Genomic DNA, 18929 nt, shown 5'->3' with positions numbered 1-18929 from the left:
CTTTACACATATTTTAAAAATAATACTCTACTCCCGTCGTCCCCATCATAATTTGTATGTACGGATACTCCGTCAATTTCGTCATCTCCGGCTTCAATTTGGAAGCCGATTTCTTGATGAAATTCGATCGACTTTTTATTAACTGGTGACGTTATCGCTTTTACAACTTGACGATTGTTTGCACGAGCGATATCGAAGAAATAAGAATATAATGTCGATGCAATCCCTTTCCTTCTAAACTTCGGATTTACACCGATAAAATGAACGTATGCTTCATCTTTATGCGTTTGTGAAAAGAAACCGCATAAGAAACCTAACATTTCTCCATCTTCTTCAATAATAAAACTAGTTTCTTGAAAGTGGACGAAAAACAACTTCGGCAACAGATGAGCCATATTTCTTCCGCCCCACCAATCATTTAATACGGAATGAATCTTTACATAATCTTCCCCTTGAATGTTTCTTACTCGCATGTGTTTCTCCCTCTCACTCACTTCATTTTTTCATACATTTTTATGACCGTCTCTACTAAAAGAATGAATACCCAAATACCACAAAATACAAGAACAGATTGGAATAACGCCCCTAGCATAATAATTCCAACTGCAACTGCACCTGATCCTGAAAATGATATTTCAGCAAACCTGGATCATGTATAAGTGATCCAGCATAGAAAGCCATAAAGACGTATGATATTAAATAGATAACACTCATTATTTTTAATATTTTTATAGAAAGATACGAAGTTTGCTCTTTCTCCACTTGTGGTAATTCGATTTCACCACTCTCAATTCCTTTTTACAGACAATCTTCACATAAAAATTCTTCATTTATTTTTTTACCACCATGCAATCTACCTGTTATTTCTTTACATCGTGAACACTTTCGATTTATCATTTTGTTATCACTCCAATCTAATCAGATTATACTTACACAATTCTATTTTTACCTTATTATTCCTTTTATGTATTTTATAGAGAGGTGATGTGTTTTATGATGTCTAAACTTACTTTTGGTTATAAAAAGCCTACTGAGCAATATGTATTACGACCTAGTTGTTATGCAGTTATTTTTAACAATACTTGTTCAAAAGTGGCTATTATCAAAAAAGGAGACCGTTACTTTTTACCTGGTGGTGGTATGGAAGGTACGGAAACGAAAGAAGCATGTTTACATCGCGAATTACTAGAGGAATTAGGCTGGACAATTGAGATTAATCACTATATCGGTAATGCAGCACGATATTTTTATGCGGAAAAGGAAGATACATTTTATTTAAACGATGGTTTCTTTTACATCGCAAACATGGTACATCAGCAAAGTGAAACTTGTGAGGAGGATCATGTTTTAAGGTGGATGTCTCCATTACATGCTATAGAGCTTCTCATTCACGATCATCAAAAATGGGCTGTTGAACAAGCACTTTTATTGCAAAAACAAAAAGGATCTCCTTCTATATGAAAGAGATCCTTTTTACCTTTAGCTTACTTTTTTCAAATTGAGAGTAGGCTTTTTGATTCCGCCTTTTTTGACTACATATAAACCGATGAAGATAATAAGACCGCCAACTAGTTGCATCATATTGATTTGCTCTCCAATTGTTACAGCCGCAAAAATAACTGCGAACAGTGGAACTAAATACATGTATACCATTACTTTCGTAGAACCTATTTTACTAATACCAACATACCACATTGCTAGTCCAAAGATTGTCGCAAAGACGATCGAATATGCTAGTGAGCCCCAGCTTGGCATATCTACTGGCCACGTTAATGTATCTACATTGAATAAACAGTATATAACGAGTGGTACAATTCCAATTAAAGTAGACCATGATGTAACTCTCATTGCGGAGTATTTTGTAATGAGAGGTTGTGCTAAAATTGGATACCATCCCCACGCAATTGCTGCGACTAATCCAATTACATTTCCGAGCCATGCATACTCGTAAGTAGCTCCTCCCGTATGGCCTGTTAATAAAACAAAAGCTGCACCAATAAACGCTACTATTGAACCAATTTGTACTTTCATCGAAAAACGTTCTTGTTTGTGTAATACTGCTAATATCCCTGTAAAAATAGGTGACATCGCAATTAATAATGAGGCGTTCGTTGCTGAAGTATATTTTACAGATAACATAAACATCGTTTGATACATCGTCGTTCCAACGATGCCGACTGCTAATAATCGTAACCAATCTTTTCTTTCAATACGTAATGAGCGTTCCATCATAAATGTAATAAGTAATAATACCGGTGATGCTACTAAAAATCGTAAACTATTAAATTGAATGGATGACATATATGCCACGCCATACTTTCCTATTGTATAATTTGCTCCCCATACTAATGCTACTGCTACTAGGAGCCACTCCATTTGCCATCGTTTCATCCGAATCTCCCCTTCCATATTTAGCATAGTAAAATTGGCTGGATATAACACCGTCCAATTGGCTGTTTTTTTACCCAGCCAATTTGTTATACTTGATGTATATAAGAGATGCGGAGGCGTTTGTATGGAATGGAAGCTAGATAACGACAGTAAAATCCCCATTTATCAGCAAGTTGTTGATTTCATTGAAAGACGTATTACGTACGGAGAGCTTCCCCCAGGTAGCTTCCTCCCTTCAGAACGGAAATTAGCTACACAGTTAAATGTAAACCGAAGTACGGTAACGACTGCTTATAATGAGCTTCGTGCAATGGGAATTGTAGAAAGTACGACTGGTAAAGGTACACGTGTAAGTACACATATGTGGGGCGTTTCTCCAACATTAACGCCGAACTGGAGAGGTTTCGTAGAAGGTGGTACGTTTTTACCAAACTTACCGCTACTTCGCCATATTCGGGCAGAAGTACAACAAAATGAAAACATTATAGATTTCGCAAACGGAGAACTCGGTTGTAATCTCTTTCCTCACGAACAACTACAAACGATTTTGCGTGAACAACCGTTAACACAGTCATTAAGTTACGATCATCCGCAAGGCTATCTCCCGCTAAGACAAGCGGTAGTAAAATATATGAAGGAATATTTAAAAGTTGAAGCGACCGAACAATCGATTATGATTACATCCGGCGCACAGCAAGCACTTCACCTTATCGTACAATGTTTATTAAATCCAGGTGATGCCGTCGCTTTCGAAAGTCCTTCACACTGTTATTCATTACCGTTATTCCAATCAGCAGGTATTCGTATTTTCCCATTACCTGTCGATGAGCACGGTATTAATCCAGACGATGTGCAAGAGTTATATAGAAAACATCGTATTAAAATGATCTTCTTAAATCCAAATTTCCAAAATCCTACGGGAACAATGCTGCATCCAAACCGTAGAAAAAAACTGTTGTCACTTTGCGCAGACTTACGAATTGCGATCGTTGAAGATGATCCGTCAAGTTTGCTTACTTTAGAAAACAAACAACCTTGCCCTACTTTAAAATCAATTGATGAAAACGGAACAGTCATTTATGTACATTCCTTATCAAAAATGATTGCGCCAGGTCTACGTATTGGCTGGCTTGTCGCTCCGCAGTCTGTAGTAGAACGATTATCAGATGCACGGCACCAAATGGAATTAGGAATGAGCATTTTCCCCCAGTGGCTTATGCAACAATTTTTCGAAACCGTTCCATTCCAGTCACATATAGCGCCCTTACGAAAGCAACTAGCAGAAAAAAGAGACATTATCGTTCGCGCTCTAAACGAGCAACTTCATGATAAAATCTCTTTCTCTAACCCGACCGGCGGTATATACATATGGGGAAAATTAAACGAACCATTGAACGAAAAACAACTCATTATGCAAAGCTTAAAACAAGACATCGCCTTTATGCCAGGTAGTATTTTCGGTGCAAAAGAAGGTTATATTCGTTTATCTTACGGGAAAGTAAATATAGATCAAATTGAGGAAGGTATTTCTCGTTTGCGTGATGCTATTTTAATTTGTGGGGACTGAAATAACTTTTTAATAAATTAAAAGCCTTTTTATCGATCGACTCCAAATAATAAGTTAGCACAAAACAATGAAAAGGAGCCTTATTACAATATAAATTAAAAAGAAAGCTCCTGATGATTAATACAGGGGCTTTCATATCAAAGTATATTTGTTTTCTTTATAAATAATTATTCCTTTGTTCTAAGAATGATTATTATAAATAGTAACTCATTATGATTAATTCACCCTTGCGTCCTGTCCTTCTAACCCCATTATCACAAAAGCCACATTTCTTATATAAAGATTGTGCAGCTAAATTTTTAACGTTTACTGCTAAAACAATTTCATTAATACCTAAGAAGTTATTTCGAACAAACTCAGGTAATATCTTTAAGGCTTGTTTTGCATATCCTTTCCCTTGATGGTGAAAATCTGTTGAAAATGCTCTAATTAAAACAGATTTTTCATTATCTGTATATGGTTTAACTCCTTCATTTTTATGTAAAACAAAAAATGTTACGAATTCATCGTCTTTCATGGCTAAAATTGAATGTCGATCTGAATCCTCATTCGATAGCTTTACACTCTCTTTAGGTAATCCTGTATAACAAAGTTGTTCCTCTGACAATGTATACTGATTTATCATGTTTTTGAATTTTTCATTGTAAAAATGTAGCTGCATATAAATATCGCTCTCCTCAATAAACGGCCGTTTCCATTTCGTTATTTACAAGTTTATTACCAAAAAACAATGTTTTTTATAAAATAATTTAAAGAAACACCTTATTTCCTATTTACAGTCAAATAGTCCTCCTTAATATACTTAACTATACATTTGATATAAATAGAGAAAATTCAGGCTCCATTCTTACAATCTAGCTGTATACTTGATAAATACCGTAGGATTTGAAGTAATTATCTCCACATACTTATCCTCAAATATGTATACTTGTTTATGTTCAAAGTCAATAAATGCCACAAGTCCATTCTCATTATATGCTTCTGAATATTTACCATCTATTTCTATTTTTTCAAAGGAAGAAAAAGGAGAATTTACCACTTGATATTCGAACTGCTTCATCATACGTTTTTCTTCCGGTACGTGCACAATTTTCGGATCATCATCGAGTAAATATTCTAGTCCGATTTTATTCGGCGCAACAAAAATTAATAGATGTAGTGGTTCCGTTTCATTATTTTTATAGCCATGTATATGGTTTTTCCATCTATAACGGGTTCATTTCTGAAGTGCAAAATAATAAAAAACATACCCTTTCTCATCGTAAATCACAACAAAGAGCTTAGGATTTTCCCTAATCTCTTTGTCTATTTTTAATTATATTTATCTTTATTTAAATACCAAATTTAGTTAATGGAGTAACTAAATTTCTTGAATCATTTCCACTCTGTTTCCGAATGGGTCTCTAAACTCAAAACGTTCAAAACCTGGTATAGGTACCCCTTCAATTATCTGAATGTTATTTTGCTCTAACACATTTCTCCAGTATGATATATCCTCTACTTGATAAGCTAAATGGGCTTTTGTTTTTAATCGGTCAATACCATCTTCTGTACCTATATGTACATCTCTATCTCCGACTTTTAACCAAAATCCTCCACGCCCCTTTAGTGATTCAGGCTTTTCCTTTTCGGGTAAACCGAGAATTTCGCAATAAAAATTTTTTCCCTCTGCTTCAGCACCTTTTGGAATAGTTATCTGAGCGTGATGTAAACCAAGAATCATAAAATTCACTCCCCTTATCAATTGAAATTTGGATTGTTTTTCTCCTATAACCAAATATCTTTTTAAAACTTTCTAACTCCTCTTTCATTTTATATCAATAAAATACGTATCGTAAGATTCCTTAAAAGTATATCCCAGCTTTTTTGCTAGTTTAACAGATTCAGAATTAGCTCCATCCCAACTAGGGTATTTTCCTCGATCTAGACAATCTAATATGAGTGCAGATGCTACTATTGTTGCTAAACCTTTTCTTCTATGTTTAGGGTGACTAGCAATTTCAATCTCAATTCCAACATCATATATGCTAAATGATGTTGCCGCAGAAACAACTTGCCCTTTATGTAAAATAGCATACCCTACTCCTCTATCAATAAAATCATCAATAGAATCAAACTGACTTATAAAATCTTCTGAGAGCTCATGGAATGACGAGGCTTTTGCTATGTCTTTATCAATCTTTTTAATTTCATACTCTTCAGGTAATGTAGACAGTAGTTTCTGTATGTGTACTCTATCTAAATCCTCAGGGTTCTTGCTAAATCTGAATCGCTGAATTTTCTCAATTGATCCTTTGTGAACAGTCTCTATCCGATGTTTCCATTCATCCGAATCAACAATTGCAAGAGTAAAATCAGGAAGATTATACAGTAATTCTTCCGCTTCCTCTGCGTTCGGATCCCCAGCATAAAATACAAAAATCCCCACATTTATTTGAGCGACAGTTGGATTCTCAAGGTTGTCTACCCAAGCATTTCCCATATGCCCTTGGAGATATGAAAGAACTATAGTGCTATCAATATTTTCAAACATTGATACTAACTTTTCCCTTACATTGTTATCCGCTTCATAAATCATTCAATTCCTACTTTCTGAAAATTAATATTTTTCTATCAATACTATGTTATCATATTTTTTTAAGATATATAAAATTCAACTACACTAAAAAATATAAAAATAAAGTCGTTTAAAAGTCTAAGTTTCATTCCACAATAGTACCTTATTCTGGAATAAGTTTGACATTCAACATAAAAATGACTATGGGAACCTAGTCTAGTTACCTCTTACAAATTCCTTTATAGCGGATGCCACTTTTTCAGGCTGTTCTTCGGCAGCAAAATGCCCGCAATTTCCGATTATCCTTGCTTTGATATTTTGTAAACCATTTTCTCTAAATCCTTTCATATATGTTTCAATATCTATGCGTTCATCTTCTCCGCGCAGATAGAGAATCGGAATCAAAACGATTTCACCTTTCGACGCGAAATTATCTTTTTGATCCTGATCAAAATATCTATAAAAATCAAATCCTGCTTTCAGGGCTTCTGGACGGGTGTAAGCATTGGTATATGATTTTCTAAGGGCATCACTCATCTTCTTACCTTTTCCTGCAAGGACATCATAAAAGTAGGAAAAATATAGAGATTCATTACCCGCAACCAGTTGTTCAGGTATTTCAGGTATAGAATGAAAAGCAAAATGCCAGATGTAAGGATTGCTTTTCACTATGTCCCAAGGATCAACTCCTGGGATAACGACATTCATAATAACCGCGCGTGTAACCCTATTTGGAGATTCCTTTAAAAATGCATAAGTTATTTGTCCACCAACATCACATCCAACTAAGGTGACATCGGTTAAATTCATAGCATCCATAACGCCTCGAACATATCTTGCTATATTCCGTTTGCTGTATGACTGTAGCGGGATTTCCGAGTCTCCTATACCGGGCAAGTCGATGGCTACAACATGATAGTCCTCAGATAGGACTGTCATAACTGTTTCAAACTCTAACCAACATGCCGGCCACCCATGAATAAAAAAGATTGTTGGCTTTGACTTTGAACCTGCTTCGACTACATGGATAGGTATCTCTTTAACAATAACCTTCCTGTGTGTGAAGAATGGTTTTGTACCTTTTTCCGTATTCACCATTTTGTCTCACTCCTTATAAGTATGTTGACCACAATACGAGCAATCACAACCAGTTTCTTGACTTTATACAAGTTCCCAATGAAATAATTCTATATAATTAAAGAATGGTATTGCCATTAAACAAAACTAATTACCATTGGAACTACTGTAACTTTTATCTCCGTTTATCAACCATCTCCTGTTGACACGCAAGGGAACTTGTGTTCTTTTTGTAATTTTCAGAATACACTATTTATACCTCTTAATCAACCCTATAGCAGACTAATTATCCTCCATATTTAGCCCCTCATATAAATGCGTGATCAATCTTTTTTATTATCAATACATGAAACGTGAAAAATCATAAAAAATGAAAGGTGATACATATTAGTCATGTATCACCCTTATAATTCTTGTTCAACATTCGCGCCCTTTAATAAAAAAATGTTTTTTTATGAGTTTAGATAAAGCATCCTTGTTTGACAAAAGCCAAATCTACCATTATTATCAACTCGAACCTATTTATAGGAGTGATAAAAATGAAAATTTACGTTGATGCAGATGCTTGTCCTGTAAAAGATATTATTATTTTTGAAGCTACGAATGCGGAAATTCCTGTTACCCTCGTTACTAGCTTTTCTCATTTTTCTAATGCGGAACAGCCAGCAGGTGTGGAAACAATTTATGTTGATTCTGGAGCAGATGCTGCGGATTATCGGATTATGCAGTTAGCACAAAAAGGAGATTTAATCGTTACGCAAGATTATGGTCTTGCTTCGCTCGCTTTAGCAAAAGGTTGTGTTGTTCTTCATCATAAAGGGTATAAGTATACAAATGAAAACATTGACCAATTATTACAAACACGTTATTTAAGTGCAATGGTTCGAAAAAGCGGAAAGCGTACAAAGGGTCCCAAACCATTTACAGCTGAAGATAAAGAGAAATTTAGAGAGCTGTTTAAACAAGTGATTTCACTTTGAAATGAACCGTCTATTTGCAGGGAAAGCTTAGCAAAGAAAAGAAGAGAATATTAAAATTAACATTCTCTTCTTTAGGTTTATCCATTTAAAAATCAGGTAAGTTATCTAAGTTATTTTCTTTCATACCATCAGGTTCACTGCGTATAATATCCCTGCCATACTTATGGAATACGTCCACATGAGCTAACTTCCCTGATTTTGCTTCATCAAGAGCAGTAATATAATCTAATTCTCTTCCACTACTTGTTTTAAAAGCAATCAAATCACCTTCATCATTTTTACGAACTGCAACAATTTGTTCTACTCCTGATTCGACTTCCCGAGCTACTTCCAATTGAGCTTGCTCTTCTCCTTGATGTAAGTAATCATTATAAACTTTTTGAAAATCTTTTTTATCCATAAAACTCACCTCCAAAACATTTTATTAGTATGTTTGGAAGCTATTAGTTTTATGTATTCTACCCATCAAATTAACAAAAATACACTCCCCCAAAGAGATAACCCAAATCATAATTTTTTCAATCTATTACAAATTCATTTTTAAATTTTATAGAGTACCTCTCAATATTAGGGAATTAAAACTGTTAATAATTACTTTTTCGAAATTACAGTAAACATCCCCGTCATGTTTGGTGAGTAATCTTGAAAATCATATTTTTCATAGAACGATTCTTTTCCTTGTGATGCAAACAAACCGACAAATGCCTTATCCGGGGCATTTCGATTTAAATATTCAACCAAAATATTCATTATTTCTTTCCCAATACCATTTTTCTGATAATCTGGATGAACCACTATATCTTGAATATAGAAATAGATAGCCCCATCACCAACAATTCTCCCCATGCCTACAATTTTTTCATTATCATTGACTGTGATGCAGTGAATTGAATTCTTCAGTGATGTTTCCACCACTTCAAAATTCATATAATCAGTCCATCCGACAGACTCGCACAAATATTTATATTCTTCCAATGTTGGAATGTTATTTTTAAACTCATATTTCTTCAAAATGTATCCTCCAAGTCCTCAATTTCAACGAGTATATAAATTCGACATCTTTTAATATCTACGTAAATTCTTCAAAGTCTCCAATATATCATCTGTAAAAACAGTAGCTCCCTCTTTCTCCAAAGCTGTAAAATATAAGCTTCTTAAGAAAGCTCTAATATTTTGTATTAAAATAGCATGCTGAGGATGTCGAATGTCTTCAACAATTACTATACTATGTAGCCAGTTGCTCCATTCTTCTTCAGTTAAAAGATTTTGGTCCCGTAACGACATAATTGGTTTTACTAATCTCTCATCCTCAAAGTTTATGTATACGTAGTCATTCATACGAACCTTCTGACGAACAGCAGCTAGTATTGCATATGAAAACTCGCGATTTTGTATTGTACGTGCTAAAGCATCTAACGCATCTGCAGCATGTGCAGTAGAATGCGCCCATCCTTTTCCTTCTACGTAACCCCTTACATCTTCTTCTAAATATACATATTCCAGAACTTGTTCTGCCACACTGTACAGTTGTTCTTCAGTTAATAGCGGTTCTCTTTCGTGAACGGATAAAATAAGCGGTGGAATTAATACGGAGAACGCACGTTTAAAAACAGAGTCTGTTCCCTTTTCACCAATTTTATAAAATAAATAATCAGGGCTAATTGCTTGTAACATTAGTCCTCGTAATTCTTTTTGTCTAAACACATCATTTGTAATCCATGTGTGAAGCGTACTATAAATCAAATCATCACGTAATTTAGAATCAGGTGATCCGATATAATCTAGCATCCACTGTGCATACGGATATGCATCCACATCCTCTGGTACAGCATAATTATTATTTTTAATTTGTTGTAATTCTTCTTTTAGTTCTAGTACTTCTGTCATTATATTTCCTGTCCCCTTTTTTACGTTTTTTAACTTATTTTTGCCTTATCCCCTGTAATTTTTTTCATAAAATTAATTTAATTATAACAATAAATAAAATGTTATACATATATTTCTGACTGTGCATTACTTTCGTTCATGAAATATAACATCTGGATTTCCAAAATCACTATTCCGAAATATAGCATCCGCACATTCTTTCGGGTTATGCTCGTCTATATACATCTTACAAGCTGCATGATACCTGTTCAAAAACATCTTCTCCGCTTCTTCATAACTTCCAAAAGCTTCAGTCTCTCGCTCTGCACCACGTTTTCTCGCAATCTCAAAGTCTGTATCTACAAAAATTTTATAATCAAATAAATGCTCAATATCTTTTTTTAATAGGAATGTTCCATCTACTACTAACACCATATTAGGCGGAGCCACTAGAGGCGCGTTATGTACAGGGATGTCCGTTATTAAGTTATGAGAAATCGTTTCATAATGTAAATCTCCATTAGATCCTAAAGGCATTAATAGTCTTTCTTTAAAAGCTGTATAATTATGTGCATCTTCATAATACCCTCTCGCTGATTCTTTTCCTTGCACATATCGAATCGCTCTCGGGTTATGAAAATCGTCAATGCTGGCACGTGTTACTTGTACTCCCCGTTTTTTCATTTCCTCTGCCAGCTCATTTGCAAATGTTGTCTTTCCTGAGGCTGTAATGCCACTCACTCCAACTCTTATTGGATGAGTTAAGTTTAACCTTAAAATATGATCAGCAATTTCATTCATTCGTTTTTGGCGATGCATGATATTCCCTCCTCAATTTTGTTTACATAACAAAATTATGATAAATAAAATTGTCGCTACTTGTCGGTAAGTCGATATATTTGAAAAATCGTTGATATATTTTTATTGATTTACATATTCCTCAATTCGCCTTAAACCCTCGATACAAAGCAGTACGTAACTCCTGCTTATATTCCTCAATTTCTGGCATATCGAGCTCTTCCGCTAATCGAATTGCTAATTCAATATCATACGGTACACGTACGAGTTGAACGGAAAAGCTCGCTGCTTCTTTTTCATTGTATGTTCCTTCAAAAATTAAATAGGAAGCTTGTGTAATTTCAAGTGGATTTCCTACGCTACCAGCATTACATAACGTTTTCCCCCTAAAATTTTGAACGTATGCTTGATGAACGTCACCGTAGCAAACAACATCTGGTTTTCTTTCCCCTTCTATATTCTCTGTCAACTCACTATTTTCGAACATACTAACACGCTCTTCTCTTGAAGCGTGTGGTTGAATTCTTTCATACAAACTTCTCGGTGAAGCGTGGAACATACGGATGAGTTTGCCGCTCATAAAAAATTCGATTGAAAATGGTAAGCTTCTTAAATACTCATTTTGTTCTTCTGACAATTGTTTTTGATGCCATTTTAAGGCTTCAAATTCAGTCAGTTTTGTAATAAAATCATCCCAGTTCCCCATTACAACCCCTTCACATTCTTTACGAACAATTTCAATTACTTCGCTAGAATGAGGTCCTTTTCCTACTAAATCTCCAAGACAAATAATACGCTCAATACCTCGTAATTTAATATCTTTCAGTACAGATTCTAATGCCGGAATATTACCATGAATATCTGAAATTACCGCTATTTTGTCCAAATGAATCCCTCCGTTATTTATTGTTTACTATATCCATATGAAATGATTGATACCATCTCGGAACATAAGAAGAAAAATCGTTATGATCTTCTAAAATTCGGTTCAATCTCTCTTTCATATCATCTACTAAATGTGGTGTAGTTCGATTTGTCCATGCTATATCGGATGGGAAAATCATTGCTGCGTATAGCGAATACAATTTCCAAAAATGCAGCGATGGTTCACCTCCGCAATAACCGTGAACTTGTCCTACAGCGAATGGTACGCTTATATTAGTCGTAAATAACGCTACTTTATAAAAATCATGAATTGGATCACCAAAATCGAATCTAGCAAAATCAATGACAGCCCTAAATTCATTATGTTCAATCATTATATTGGCTGGATGATAATCGTCATGTAAAAATACAATTGGACGATTTTCTAATAAATCTTTATGATTTCCTACAAAGTCTAACACTGTATTTAAATTTAGAAAGTCTACCTCATATTCTTTCAATGATTCTAAGTATCTCTCATATTTACTCCATATAGACATTTCCCATGAATTACCAGTATCCTCTTTTTCGACTAAATGAATCTTTTTTAGCACTTCTCCAGCCTTTTTTCCAGCCCTATACTGCTCTTCGATAGATAAAGTTTTTAATATATCTTCACCATCTAATCCATCAATCCACTCAAAAACTTGTACACATTTCTTTAATTCGGTAAAGCTTATAAAATGAATTAATTTTGGCATGGGAATATGTACTGACTCTAGCCGCTGCATATATTCATATTCTTCCTGCTTCCGTTCAAAATATGAAGAATCACATACTTTTATAAAATACGTTTCTCCACTCTCTAATTCAATTTTATATTTCTCATCGAACGAAAAACCTTTTGAAATAACAATCGCTCTTAAAATAAGGGGCCAGTCTATTTTTCTTTCTATCGCTTTTAAAATTGTCTCCACAAAACTCACCTCTATTAATATATGTACATACTACCTAGTACTTGATGCTTCCGTTTTCTTTCCCCTTTAAACTCCACCGCAAACGGATATTCACCATGCTCCTTCAAGCGTTCTTGCACTAGCCCTACCCCTACCGGCTCACAAAACTGCACACTAATACCACCAAATAATACACTTTGACACTCTGCATTCCACTCTTCATCTCTTATGATTGAACTTGCTGTTAATCCCATTACTTCTTTCCATTTCCGCACTGTTTCTCGAACATTTTTCACCGCATAATGAATTGTTTTTATTTCTTGCACTTTGTTTTTATGTTCCGTAATCGTCCCTGTTTTACGTAGATCGATTCTTCTTTCTTCATCCGTTTCATTCCACTGTATAAAGAATGGTAATTTTGGTCCGTCCTCTTCCTGCTTTACAAATAACATTTTCCATTCTAAAAGACGACCATCTTTTCTCACTCGTTTTCCTTCAAATGGTCCTATCGTTTGCAAAGCATGTTTTTGTAAATTAGCGGCTAATTCTTCAATTTCATCTGTTCGAATTGCGATTTGTAGCATACCTACTCCATTTTGCAATTTAACAACCGTTTCCTGCACTAATGGATTTTCTGCTTCTTTCGCTTTTTCTTCGTGCTGGACTGCTAAAAATTCTATATATGATAAATCAAAATAACATAAACTATTCCAAGTACCCCAGTTTGTATGCTGTCCACCTTGTACTATATGAAAACCTAATGACTGCATTTGTTTTGCTGCTTCCTCAGGCGTACAATGAACTGCGTGAACGAGATGATCAAATGCTAACATATTCTTTCTCCCCTTTCTCTCCATCCTTTTATTGTATATTCTCTCTTTCTTTCATTCAATTCAAAAAACTTTAAAACCTAGTTGATTTATAAGATTAATATGCATTATAATGAAACAAATTAATATAATGCTGATTGGAAAAACCAAAGGCACTTTTCTCACACGGGAAAAGTGCCTTTTTTATTTATTATTATAGGGGGATTATTTATGCAGAAATTAATTGTCTTTGCTATTATTGGGTTTTTCGCTCAATTGATTGATGGAGCGCTTGGAATGGCGTATGGGGTAACGTCTTCCTCTTTATTATTAATGTTTGGTATCGCACCAGCTGTTGCTTCTGCATCAGTTCATTTAGCTGAAGTAGTCACTACTGCCGCTTCCGGTGCATCTCATATACGATTCGGAAACGTTGATAAATATACAGTTTCTAGACTTACATTGCCAGGGGCGATCGGTGCTTTTGTCGGGGCATGTTTTTTAAGTAATTTACCTGGCGATGTAATTAAACCATACATTTCCTTATTTTTATTTACTTTAGGGGTTTATATTTTATTACGATTCATCATCCAAAAACAAATTGTTGCTTCAAATAAGCGTATGTCTACGAAACAACTTGTGCCGCTTGGCTTATTTGCAGGATTTGTTGATTCAACTGGCGGCGGTGGCTGGGGGCCTATTACGACACCTGTTCTTCTTGCAAGAGGAAATGATGCTAGAAAAGTTATTGGATCTGTAGATACGAGCGAATTTCCTGTTTCACTCGCTGCAACAATCGGCTTTTTCATCTCACTTGGCTGGGAGCAAGTAAGCTGGGTTTGGGTATTTGCCTTAATGCTCGGTGGTGTTGTTGCAGCACCAATTGCAGCATGGTTAGTACGCATCGTTCCTCCACATTTACTCGGCGTACTCGTCGGTGGCCTTATTATCTTTACGAATATACGTACATTACTTACATCATTTAAAGTTGATCCAACTATTATTACACTTTCTTATGTTGCAGTTGGTCTAGTCGTTATTATTTCTATTTTCATTTCTGTCCGTAATCATTCAAATCATTCGAAACAAACGACGATAGGCTATCCGACAGATCAAAAACAAATGCTACCATAATTGCGCAAAATACCGCCCGATTTGCTTCGGGCGGTATTTTTTATTTTTCAATTTTCCAATTAATCATCGTTTCAGTACTATTTACTTTATTCATATGTAATTTCTCTAATACACGAATAGAGCTATAGTTATCAAGGAGTGTCTCTGCTATAACCGTTTTCACCTCTCCTGTTTGAAAAGCCCACTTCATTAATTCACGAACCGCTTCTGTTGCATACCCTTTATTCCAATATTTCTCAATAAATCCGTAACCAATTTCAACTGTATGATTCTCATTAGGTGCCCCTTTAAATCCTATATCACCTAAAACGATGTCATCTTCTTTTCGAATAACATACCAAGCGCCCCACGGTAATAAAGCCGCATCTTGTTTCACATTTTCTACATGCCCTAAAATATGCGGACCACTATTGTATCCTTGATTATTCGCAATTTGAACCCACTCTTCCGTACACGGGATAATATGTAATCTTTCCGTTTCTAATTTCATAACGATGTCCCCTTTTCCATTAAACAATACTTCAATTTTATCATGAATATAAAGAATATTCATTCTTTTTTGATGCGCACATATGTTTATTCTTGAAACAAAATAAAGAACTGATCCCCTTTGATGGTTATGTCGAATAATATTTTCTGAATTTTCTCTTAATTTTAAAGGGTTTTTCATTATTTTTTGCGAAACATTTGTATAACAATTTTTTCTTTGCTTATTGTTACATAAAAGTAGGTTCGGGTGGAGTTTTGCAAGCGTTTCCTATACAATAACCGATAATTTTTGACTTTTCCCTACAAAATTCCTTGCAATATTTTCAGAAAATCATTACAATTGCCATATATTAAAAATCATAGCAATAAATAAATCCTCATCAGTCCGATGAGGTAGAGGTTGCAACTTTTAAGAGTATAACGGCCGAGACACAGAGAATGTCATCGACTCCGTTTGAAAGGAAAAGTTGCCGAAGTTTATATTTCTTCTCTGGAAATATAGGCTGGGGCTGTCTCCGAAAGGAACAGAACTGTCACGTTTACAAATTACCGTGTATACGTGGGGTGCTATCTTAACGGAAGGGTATGATGGGGTGGTTATTTGTGAAACGTTCCGCCTAATAATTCTTTTGGCGGTTTTTTGTATTTTTCTCCCCCGCTCCTTCCTATCTTACAAGAAAAGGAGTGTTGAACATGAATAGCGCAACGAATCAAGCTACCTCTAAAACACAATCTACACAAGGACAAGGTGAATTAAAACGTGGATTAAAATCTCGTCACCTTACGATGATTTCTCTCGGTGGTACAATCGGTACCGGACTATTTCTTGCCAGCGGTGGTGTTATCCATACAGCTGGTCCCGGCGGTGCACTAGTTGCATACGCTGCAATTGGGATTATGGTTTATTTTTTAATGACAAGCTTAGCAGAACTCGCAGCTTACATGCCTGTTACTGGATCTTTTAGTACTTATGCAACAAAATTTGTTGATCCATCACTTGGTTTTGCACTTGGATGGAACTATTGGTATAACTGGGCTATTACGATCGCAGCTGAACTAGCGGCCGTAACATTAATTATGAAATTTTGGTTCCCAAATACACCTTCTCTTATTTGGAGTGGACTTTGTTTAGCTATTATTTTTCTCTTAAATTATTTATCTGTTAAAGGATTTGGTGAATCTGAATATTGGTTCGCACTTATTAAAGTAGTTACTATTATTATCTTTTTAATTGTCGGTTTTATGATGATTTTTGGAATTATGGGCGGCGAATTCATTGGATTTAAAAACTTCACTGTTGCAGATGCACCATTTAACGGCGGAATCATGGCAATTATCGGTGTATTTATGGCCGCTGGATTCTCATTCCAAGGAACTGAATTATTAGGAGTGGCTGCTGGTGAAACGTCTGATCCAGAACGCAATATTCCGAAAGCAATTCGTTCTATCTTTTGGCGTATTCTATTATTCTATATTTTAGCAATCCTCGTTATCGGTTTATTAATTCCTTATACGACCGATAGCCTTGCAGCAAGTGATGTTACAGTAAGTCCATTTACACTTGTATTCGAAAAAGCGGGCGTTGCCTTTGCTGCTTCTGTTATGAACGCTGTTATTTTAACTGCTGTTTTATCTGCTGGTAACTCTGGAATGTACGCATCAACTCGTATGCTTTGGGATTTAGCTCGCCAAGGAAAAGCACCAAAGTTTTTAGGTAAATTAGATAGCCGTGGTGTACCTGTTAACGCATTAATCGCAACATCAGTAGTTGGTAGCGTCGCTTTCATCGCTTCTTTATACGGTGACGGTGTTGTATACATTTGGTTATTAAATGCTTCTGGGATGTCAGGATTTATTGCTTGGGTAGGAATCGCTATTAGTCATTACCGTTTCCGTAAAGCATACATCGCACAAGGAAAAGATTTAAAAGATTTACCGTATAGAGCAAAATGGTTCCCATTCGGCCCAATCTTCGCCTTTACACTTTGTGTGATCGTTATTTTAGGTCAAAACTACGGAGCATTTATGGGAGCATCTATCGACTGGAACGGTGTACTTGTTTCTTACATCGGTTTACCACTCTTCTTAGTACTATGGTTAGGATATAAATTTACTAAGAAAACGAAAGTGATTCCACTTGATAAATGTGAACTGGAATAACATGAAACGAGCAAACAAATTTGTTTGCTCGTTTTTAAATGCAATGCTTCTTCCTTCCCTATTTCTCTTGTTTTTGTAATAATAGAAGAAATATAAATAAAGGTTGGGATTACATGAACATTCGTATAACTGATGAAGCAAAAGCTGCTATACATAGACTAGAACGTGAAGACAAAAAGATCATTCGTATTAGAGGAACAATGACAAATTCTTGTAGCATTTTTGTTGATGTTGATTTAATTTGGGATACATATAATGCGGATGATGTTGTATATGAAGATGCACAACTTATTGTACAAATGGACTCATTCACAAAAGACTATACTGGTGATACTTTAAAACTTGATTATAAGACGACTGGTTTTAGTATTACGACTCCGAGTGAGACTTTGGTGTATGGATTGTCGATTAAACAATCAAAATAGTTTTTTATCTGGCCAATGAGGTGAAAAAATGGGTAAATATGTTCCATTAAAATTTTTATTTAATGAAGAATTAGCAGAAAAAATGGCTGATTCTATTTCTAAGCACGATCCTAATTTCTCTAAAAGGAGCTTTGTAGATTCTGTAACATGTAAAGTTGAAAATTTAGAGTTAAAACAACGTGTAGAAGTAATAGCAGATGAATTACAGAATGCATTACAAAAAGATTTTAATGACGCAATACGTATATTACTTAAAACATTGGGACCAGAAAATACAACAGAAGTAGGTACATTTACAAACGGCTATATGTATATGCCTATTGCAAAATACGTTGAAAAATATGGGATTAATGATTTTGAATCCTCGTTCAACGCAATGTATGAAATAACAAAAAGAAATACTGCTGAATATGCAATTCGGCCTTATCTTGAAAAGTACCATGAAGAAACATTGAACATATTACAACAGTGGCTACATGATGAGAACAGCCACATTAGGAGATTAGTTTCCGAAGGTACTAGACCAAGACTTCCTTGGGCCAAAAAAATAGGGGCTCTTAAAGGTGACTTTAGGAACAATTTAAAGCTTCTTGAACCATTAATGAATGACCCTTCTAAATATGTTCAAAAATCAGTAGCCAATCATATCAATGATATTACGAAAGAAGATAAAGAACTCGTTTTTCAATGGCTGCAAGAATTACTCTATAAAAATCATCCTGTAAATCCTTGGATTATCAAACATGGATTAAGAACGATGAAAAAAAATGGCTATTTACCAAAAGAATTTTGTTTTTAATTATTTGTATAGAAAGCAACACCCTATTTGAAAACAGCTAATAGAAAAAACGTTTAT

The 18929-nt window shown here is 35.0% G+C and carries 21 protein-coding genes, 2 pseudogenes and 1 riboswitch; of the genes and pseudogenes, 7 read left to right on the top strand and 16 right to left on the bottom strand.

Translation table 11 applies throughout. The annotated features are described in order from the left end of the window. Window positions 1–2: 2 nt before the first annotated feature. Window positions 3–473, bottom strand: coding sequence for a GNAT family N-acetyltransferase (locus tag ACTFQM_RS00450; protein WP_440033061.1), 471 nt, complete (start codon window positions 471–473; stop codon window positions 3–5). 17 nt (window positions 474–490) lie between these two features. After that, window positions 491–792: pseudogene (locus ACTFQM_RS00445) on the bottom strand (DUF3980 domain-containing protein). A gap of 201 nt (window positions 793–993) precedes the next feature. Here ACTFQM_RS00445 and ACTFQM_RS00440 point away from each other — a divergent pair. Beyond that, window positions 994–1461: an NUDIX hydrolase gene (locus ACTFQM_RS00440; RefSeq protein ID WP_440033060.1), complete on the top strand. Its 468-nt coding sequence runs from the start codon at window positions 994–996 to the stop codon at window positions 1459–1461. Window positions 1462–1479: 18 nt separating this feature from the next. On the opposite strand, the gene ACTFQM_RS00435 is transcribed toward ACTFQM_RS00440, so the two are convergent. Further along, a complete protein-coding gene (locus ACTFQM_RS00435) occupies window positions 1480–2391 on the bottom strand; it encodes a DMT family transporter (protein WP_440033059.1) in 912 nt (303 codons plus the stop codon). Window positions 2392–2515: 124 nt separating this feature from the next. Between ACTFQM_RS00435 and pdxR the strand changes: the two genes are divergently transcribed. Beyond that, the gene (gene pdxR, locus ACTFQM_RS00430; protein WP_440033058.1) at window positions 2516–3958 is read left to right on the top strand and encodes a MocR-like pyridoxine biosynthesis transcription factor PdxR; all 1443 of its coding nucleotides are present in this window, start codon (window positions 2516–2518) and stop codon (window positions 3956–3958) included. A 193-nt stretch (window positions 3959–4151) separates the two neighbouring features. Here the strand turns inward: pdxR and ACTFQM_RS00425 are convergent, their stop codons facing one another. From ACTFQM_RS00425 to ACTFQM_RS00405, 5 genes and pseudogenes are all read right to left on the bottom strand, one after another. Beyond that, a complete protein-coding gene (locus ACTFQM_RS00425; RefSeq protein ID WP_440033057.1) occupies window positions 4152–4619 on the bottom strand; it encodes a GNAT family N-acetyltransferase in 468 nt (155 codons plus the stop codon). Window positions 4620–4805: 186 nt separating this feature from the next. After that, window positions 4806–5168, bottom strand: a pseudogene (locus ACTFQM_RS00420) (cupin domain-containing protein); the annotation flags it as partial. A 150-nt stretch (window positions 5169–5318) separates the two neighbouring features. Beyond that, on the bottom strand, window positions 5319–5681 hold the full coding sequence (locus tag ACTFQM_RS00415) for a VOC family protein (RefSeq protein ID WP_440033056.1): 363 nt from the start codon (window positions 5679–5681) through the stop codon (window positions 5319–5321). A gap of 84 nt (window positions 5682–5765) precedes the next feature. Then, window positions 5766–6536: a GNAT family N-acetyltransferase gene (locus tag ACTFQM_RS00410; RefSeq protein WP_440033055.1), complete on the bottom strand. Its 771-nt coding sequence runs from the start codon at window positions 6534–6536 to the stop codon at window positions 5766–5768. A 195-nt stretch (window positions 6537–6731) separates the two neighbouring features. Further along, a complete protein-coding gene (locus ACTFQM_RS00405; protein ID WP_440033054.1) occupies window positions 6732–7613 on the bottom strand; it encodes an alpha/beta fold hydrolase in 882 nt (293 codons plus the stop codon). Between the two features lie 518 nt (window positions 7614–8131). On the opposite strand from ACTFQM_RS00405, the gene ACTFQM_RS00400 reads away from it, so the two are divergent. Further along, complete coding sequence (locus tag ACTFQM_RS00400) at window positions 8132–8572, top strand: YaiI/YqxD family protein (RefSeq protein WP_440033053.1); 441 nt, start codon at window positions 8132–8134, stop codon at window positions 8570–8572. A gap of 85 nt (window positions 8573–8657) precedes the next feature. Here the strand turns inward: ACTFQM_RS00400 and ACTFQM_RS00395 are convergent, their stop codons facing one another. The 7 genes from ACTFQM_RS00395 to ACTFQM_RS00365 all read right to left on the bottom strand — a co-directional run bounded on the left by ACTFQM_RS00395 (window position 8658) and on the right by ACTFQM_RS00365 (window position 13889). Further along, on the bottom strand, window positions 8658–8972 hold the full coding sequence (locus tag ACTFQM_RS00395) for a DUF3892 domain-containing protein (protein ID WP_400529085.1): 315 nt from the start codon (window positions 8970–8972) through the stop codon (window positions 8658–8660). Window positions 8973–9163: 191 nt separating this feature from the next. Then, on the bottom strand, window positions 9164–9583 hold the full coding sequence (locus ACTFQM_RS00390) for a GNAT family N-acetyltransferase (protein ID WP_440033052.1): 420 nt from the start codon (window positions 9581–9583) through the stop codon (window positions 9164–9166). Window positions 9584–9634: 51 nt separating this feature from the next. Beyond that, window positions 9635–10459 carry a DUF2785 domain-containing protein gene (locus ACTFQM_RS00385; protein ID WP_440033051.1) on the bottom strand — a complete coding sequence of 275 codons (825 nt, stop codon included), beginning with the start codon at window positions 10457–10459 and terminating at the stop codon, window positions 9635–9637. Window positions 10460–10585: 126 nt separating this feature from the next. After that, window positions 10586–11257 carry a hypothetical protein gene (locus tag ACTFQM_RS00380; RefSeq protein ID WP_440033050.1) on the bottom strand — a complete coding sequence of 224 codons (672 nt, stop codon included), beginning with the start codon at window positions 11255–11257 and terminating at the stop codon, window positions 10586–10588. 121 nt (window positions 11258–11378) lie between these two features. After that, window positions 11379–12122, bottom strand: coding sequence for a metallophosphoesterase family protein (locus tag ACTFQM_RS00375; protein WP_440033049.1), 744 nt, complete (start codon window positions 12120–12122; stop codon window positions 11379–11381). Window positions 12123–12135: 13 nt separating this feature from the next. Then, complete coding sequence (locus tag ACTFQM_RS00370) at window positions 12136–13077, bottom strand: aminoglycoside phosphotransferase family protein (protein WP_440033048.1); 942 nt, start codon at window positions 13075–13077, stop codon at window positions 12136–12138. Window positions 13078–13091: 14 nt separating this feature from the next. Next, the gene (locus ACTFQM_RS00365; protein ID WP_440033047.1) at window positions 13092–13889 is read right to left on the bottom strand and encodes a VOC family protein; all 798 of its coding nucleotides are present in this window, start codon (window positions 13887–13889) and stop codon (window positions 13092–13094) included. A gap of 207 nt (window positions 13890–14096) precedes the next feature. Between ACTFQM_RS00365 and ACTFQM_RS00360 the strand changes: the two genes are divergently transcribed. Further along, complete coding sequence (locus ACTFQM_RS00360) at window positions 14097–14999, top strand: sulfite exporter TauE/SafE family protein (RefSeq protein ID WP_440033046.1); 903 nt, start codon at window positions 14097–14099, stop codon at window positions 14997–14999. 40 nt (window positions 15000–15039) lie between these two features. On the opposite strand, the gene ACTFQM_RS00355 is transcribed toward ACTFQM_RS00360, so the two are convergent. Continuing rightward, a complete protein-coding gene (locus ACTFQM_RS00355) occupies window positions 15040–15489 on the bottom strand; it encodes a GNAT family N-acetyltransferase (RefSeq protein WP_440033045.1) in 450 nt (149 codons plus the stop codon). Window positions 15490–15874: 385 nt separating this feature from the next. Then, a riboswitch (Lysine riboswitch) is annotated at window positions 15875–16066 on the top strand. A 115-nt stretch (window positions 16067–16181) separates the two neighbouring features. Between ACTFQM_RS00355 and ACTFQM_RS00350 the strand changes: the two genes are divergently transcribed. From ACTFQM_RS00350 to ACTFQM_RS00340, 3 genes are all read left to right on the top strand, one after another. After that, window positions 16182–17648: an amino acid permease gene (locus tag ACTFQM_RS00350; protein WP_440033044.1), complete on the top strand. Its 1467-nt coding sequence runs from the start codon at window positions 16182–16184 to the stop codon at window positions 17646–17648. A gap of 113 nt (window positions 17649–17761) precedes the next feature. After that, on the top strand, window positions 17762–18073 hold the full coding sequence (locus tag ACTFQM_RS00345) for an iron-sulfur cluster biosynthesis family protein (protein ID WP_440033043.1): 312 nt from the start codon (window positions 17762–17764) through the stop codon (window positions 18071–18073). Between the two features lie 28 nt (window positions 18074–18101). Beyond that, the gene (locus ACTFQM_RS00340) at window positions 18102–18872 is read left to right on the top strand and encodes a DNA alkylation repair protein (RefSeq protein ID WP_440033042.1); all 771 of its coding nucleotides are present in this window, start codon (window positions 18102–18104) and stop codon (window positions 18870–18872) included. Window positions 18873–18929: the final 57 nt, after the last annotated feature.

The sequence above is a fragment of the Bacillus cereus group sp. MYBK30-2 genome (assembly GCF_051915945.1).
Taxonomy (GTDB): Bacteria; Bacillota; Bacilli; order Bacillales; family Bacillaceae_G; genus Bacillus_A; species Bacillus_A paramycoides.
This window is presented reverse-complemented; position numbering and strand designations above follow the sequence as displayed.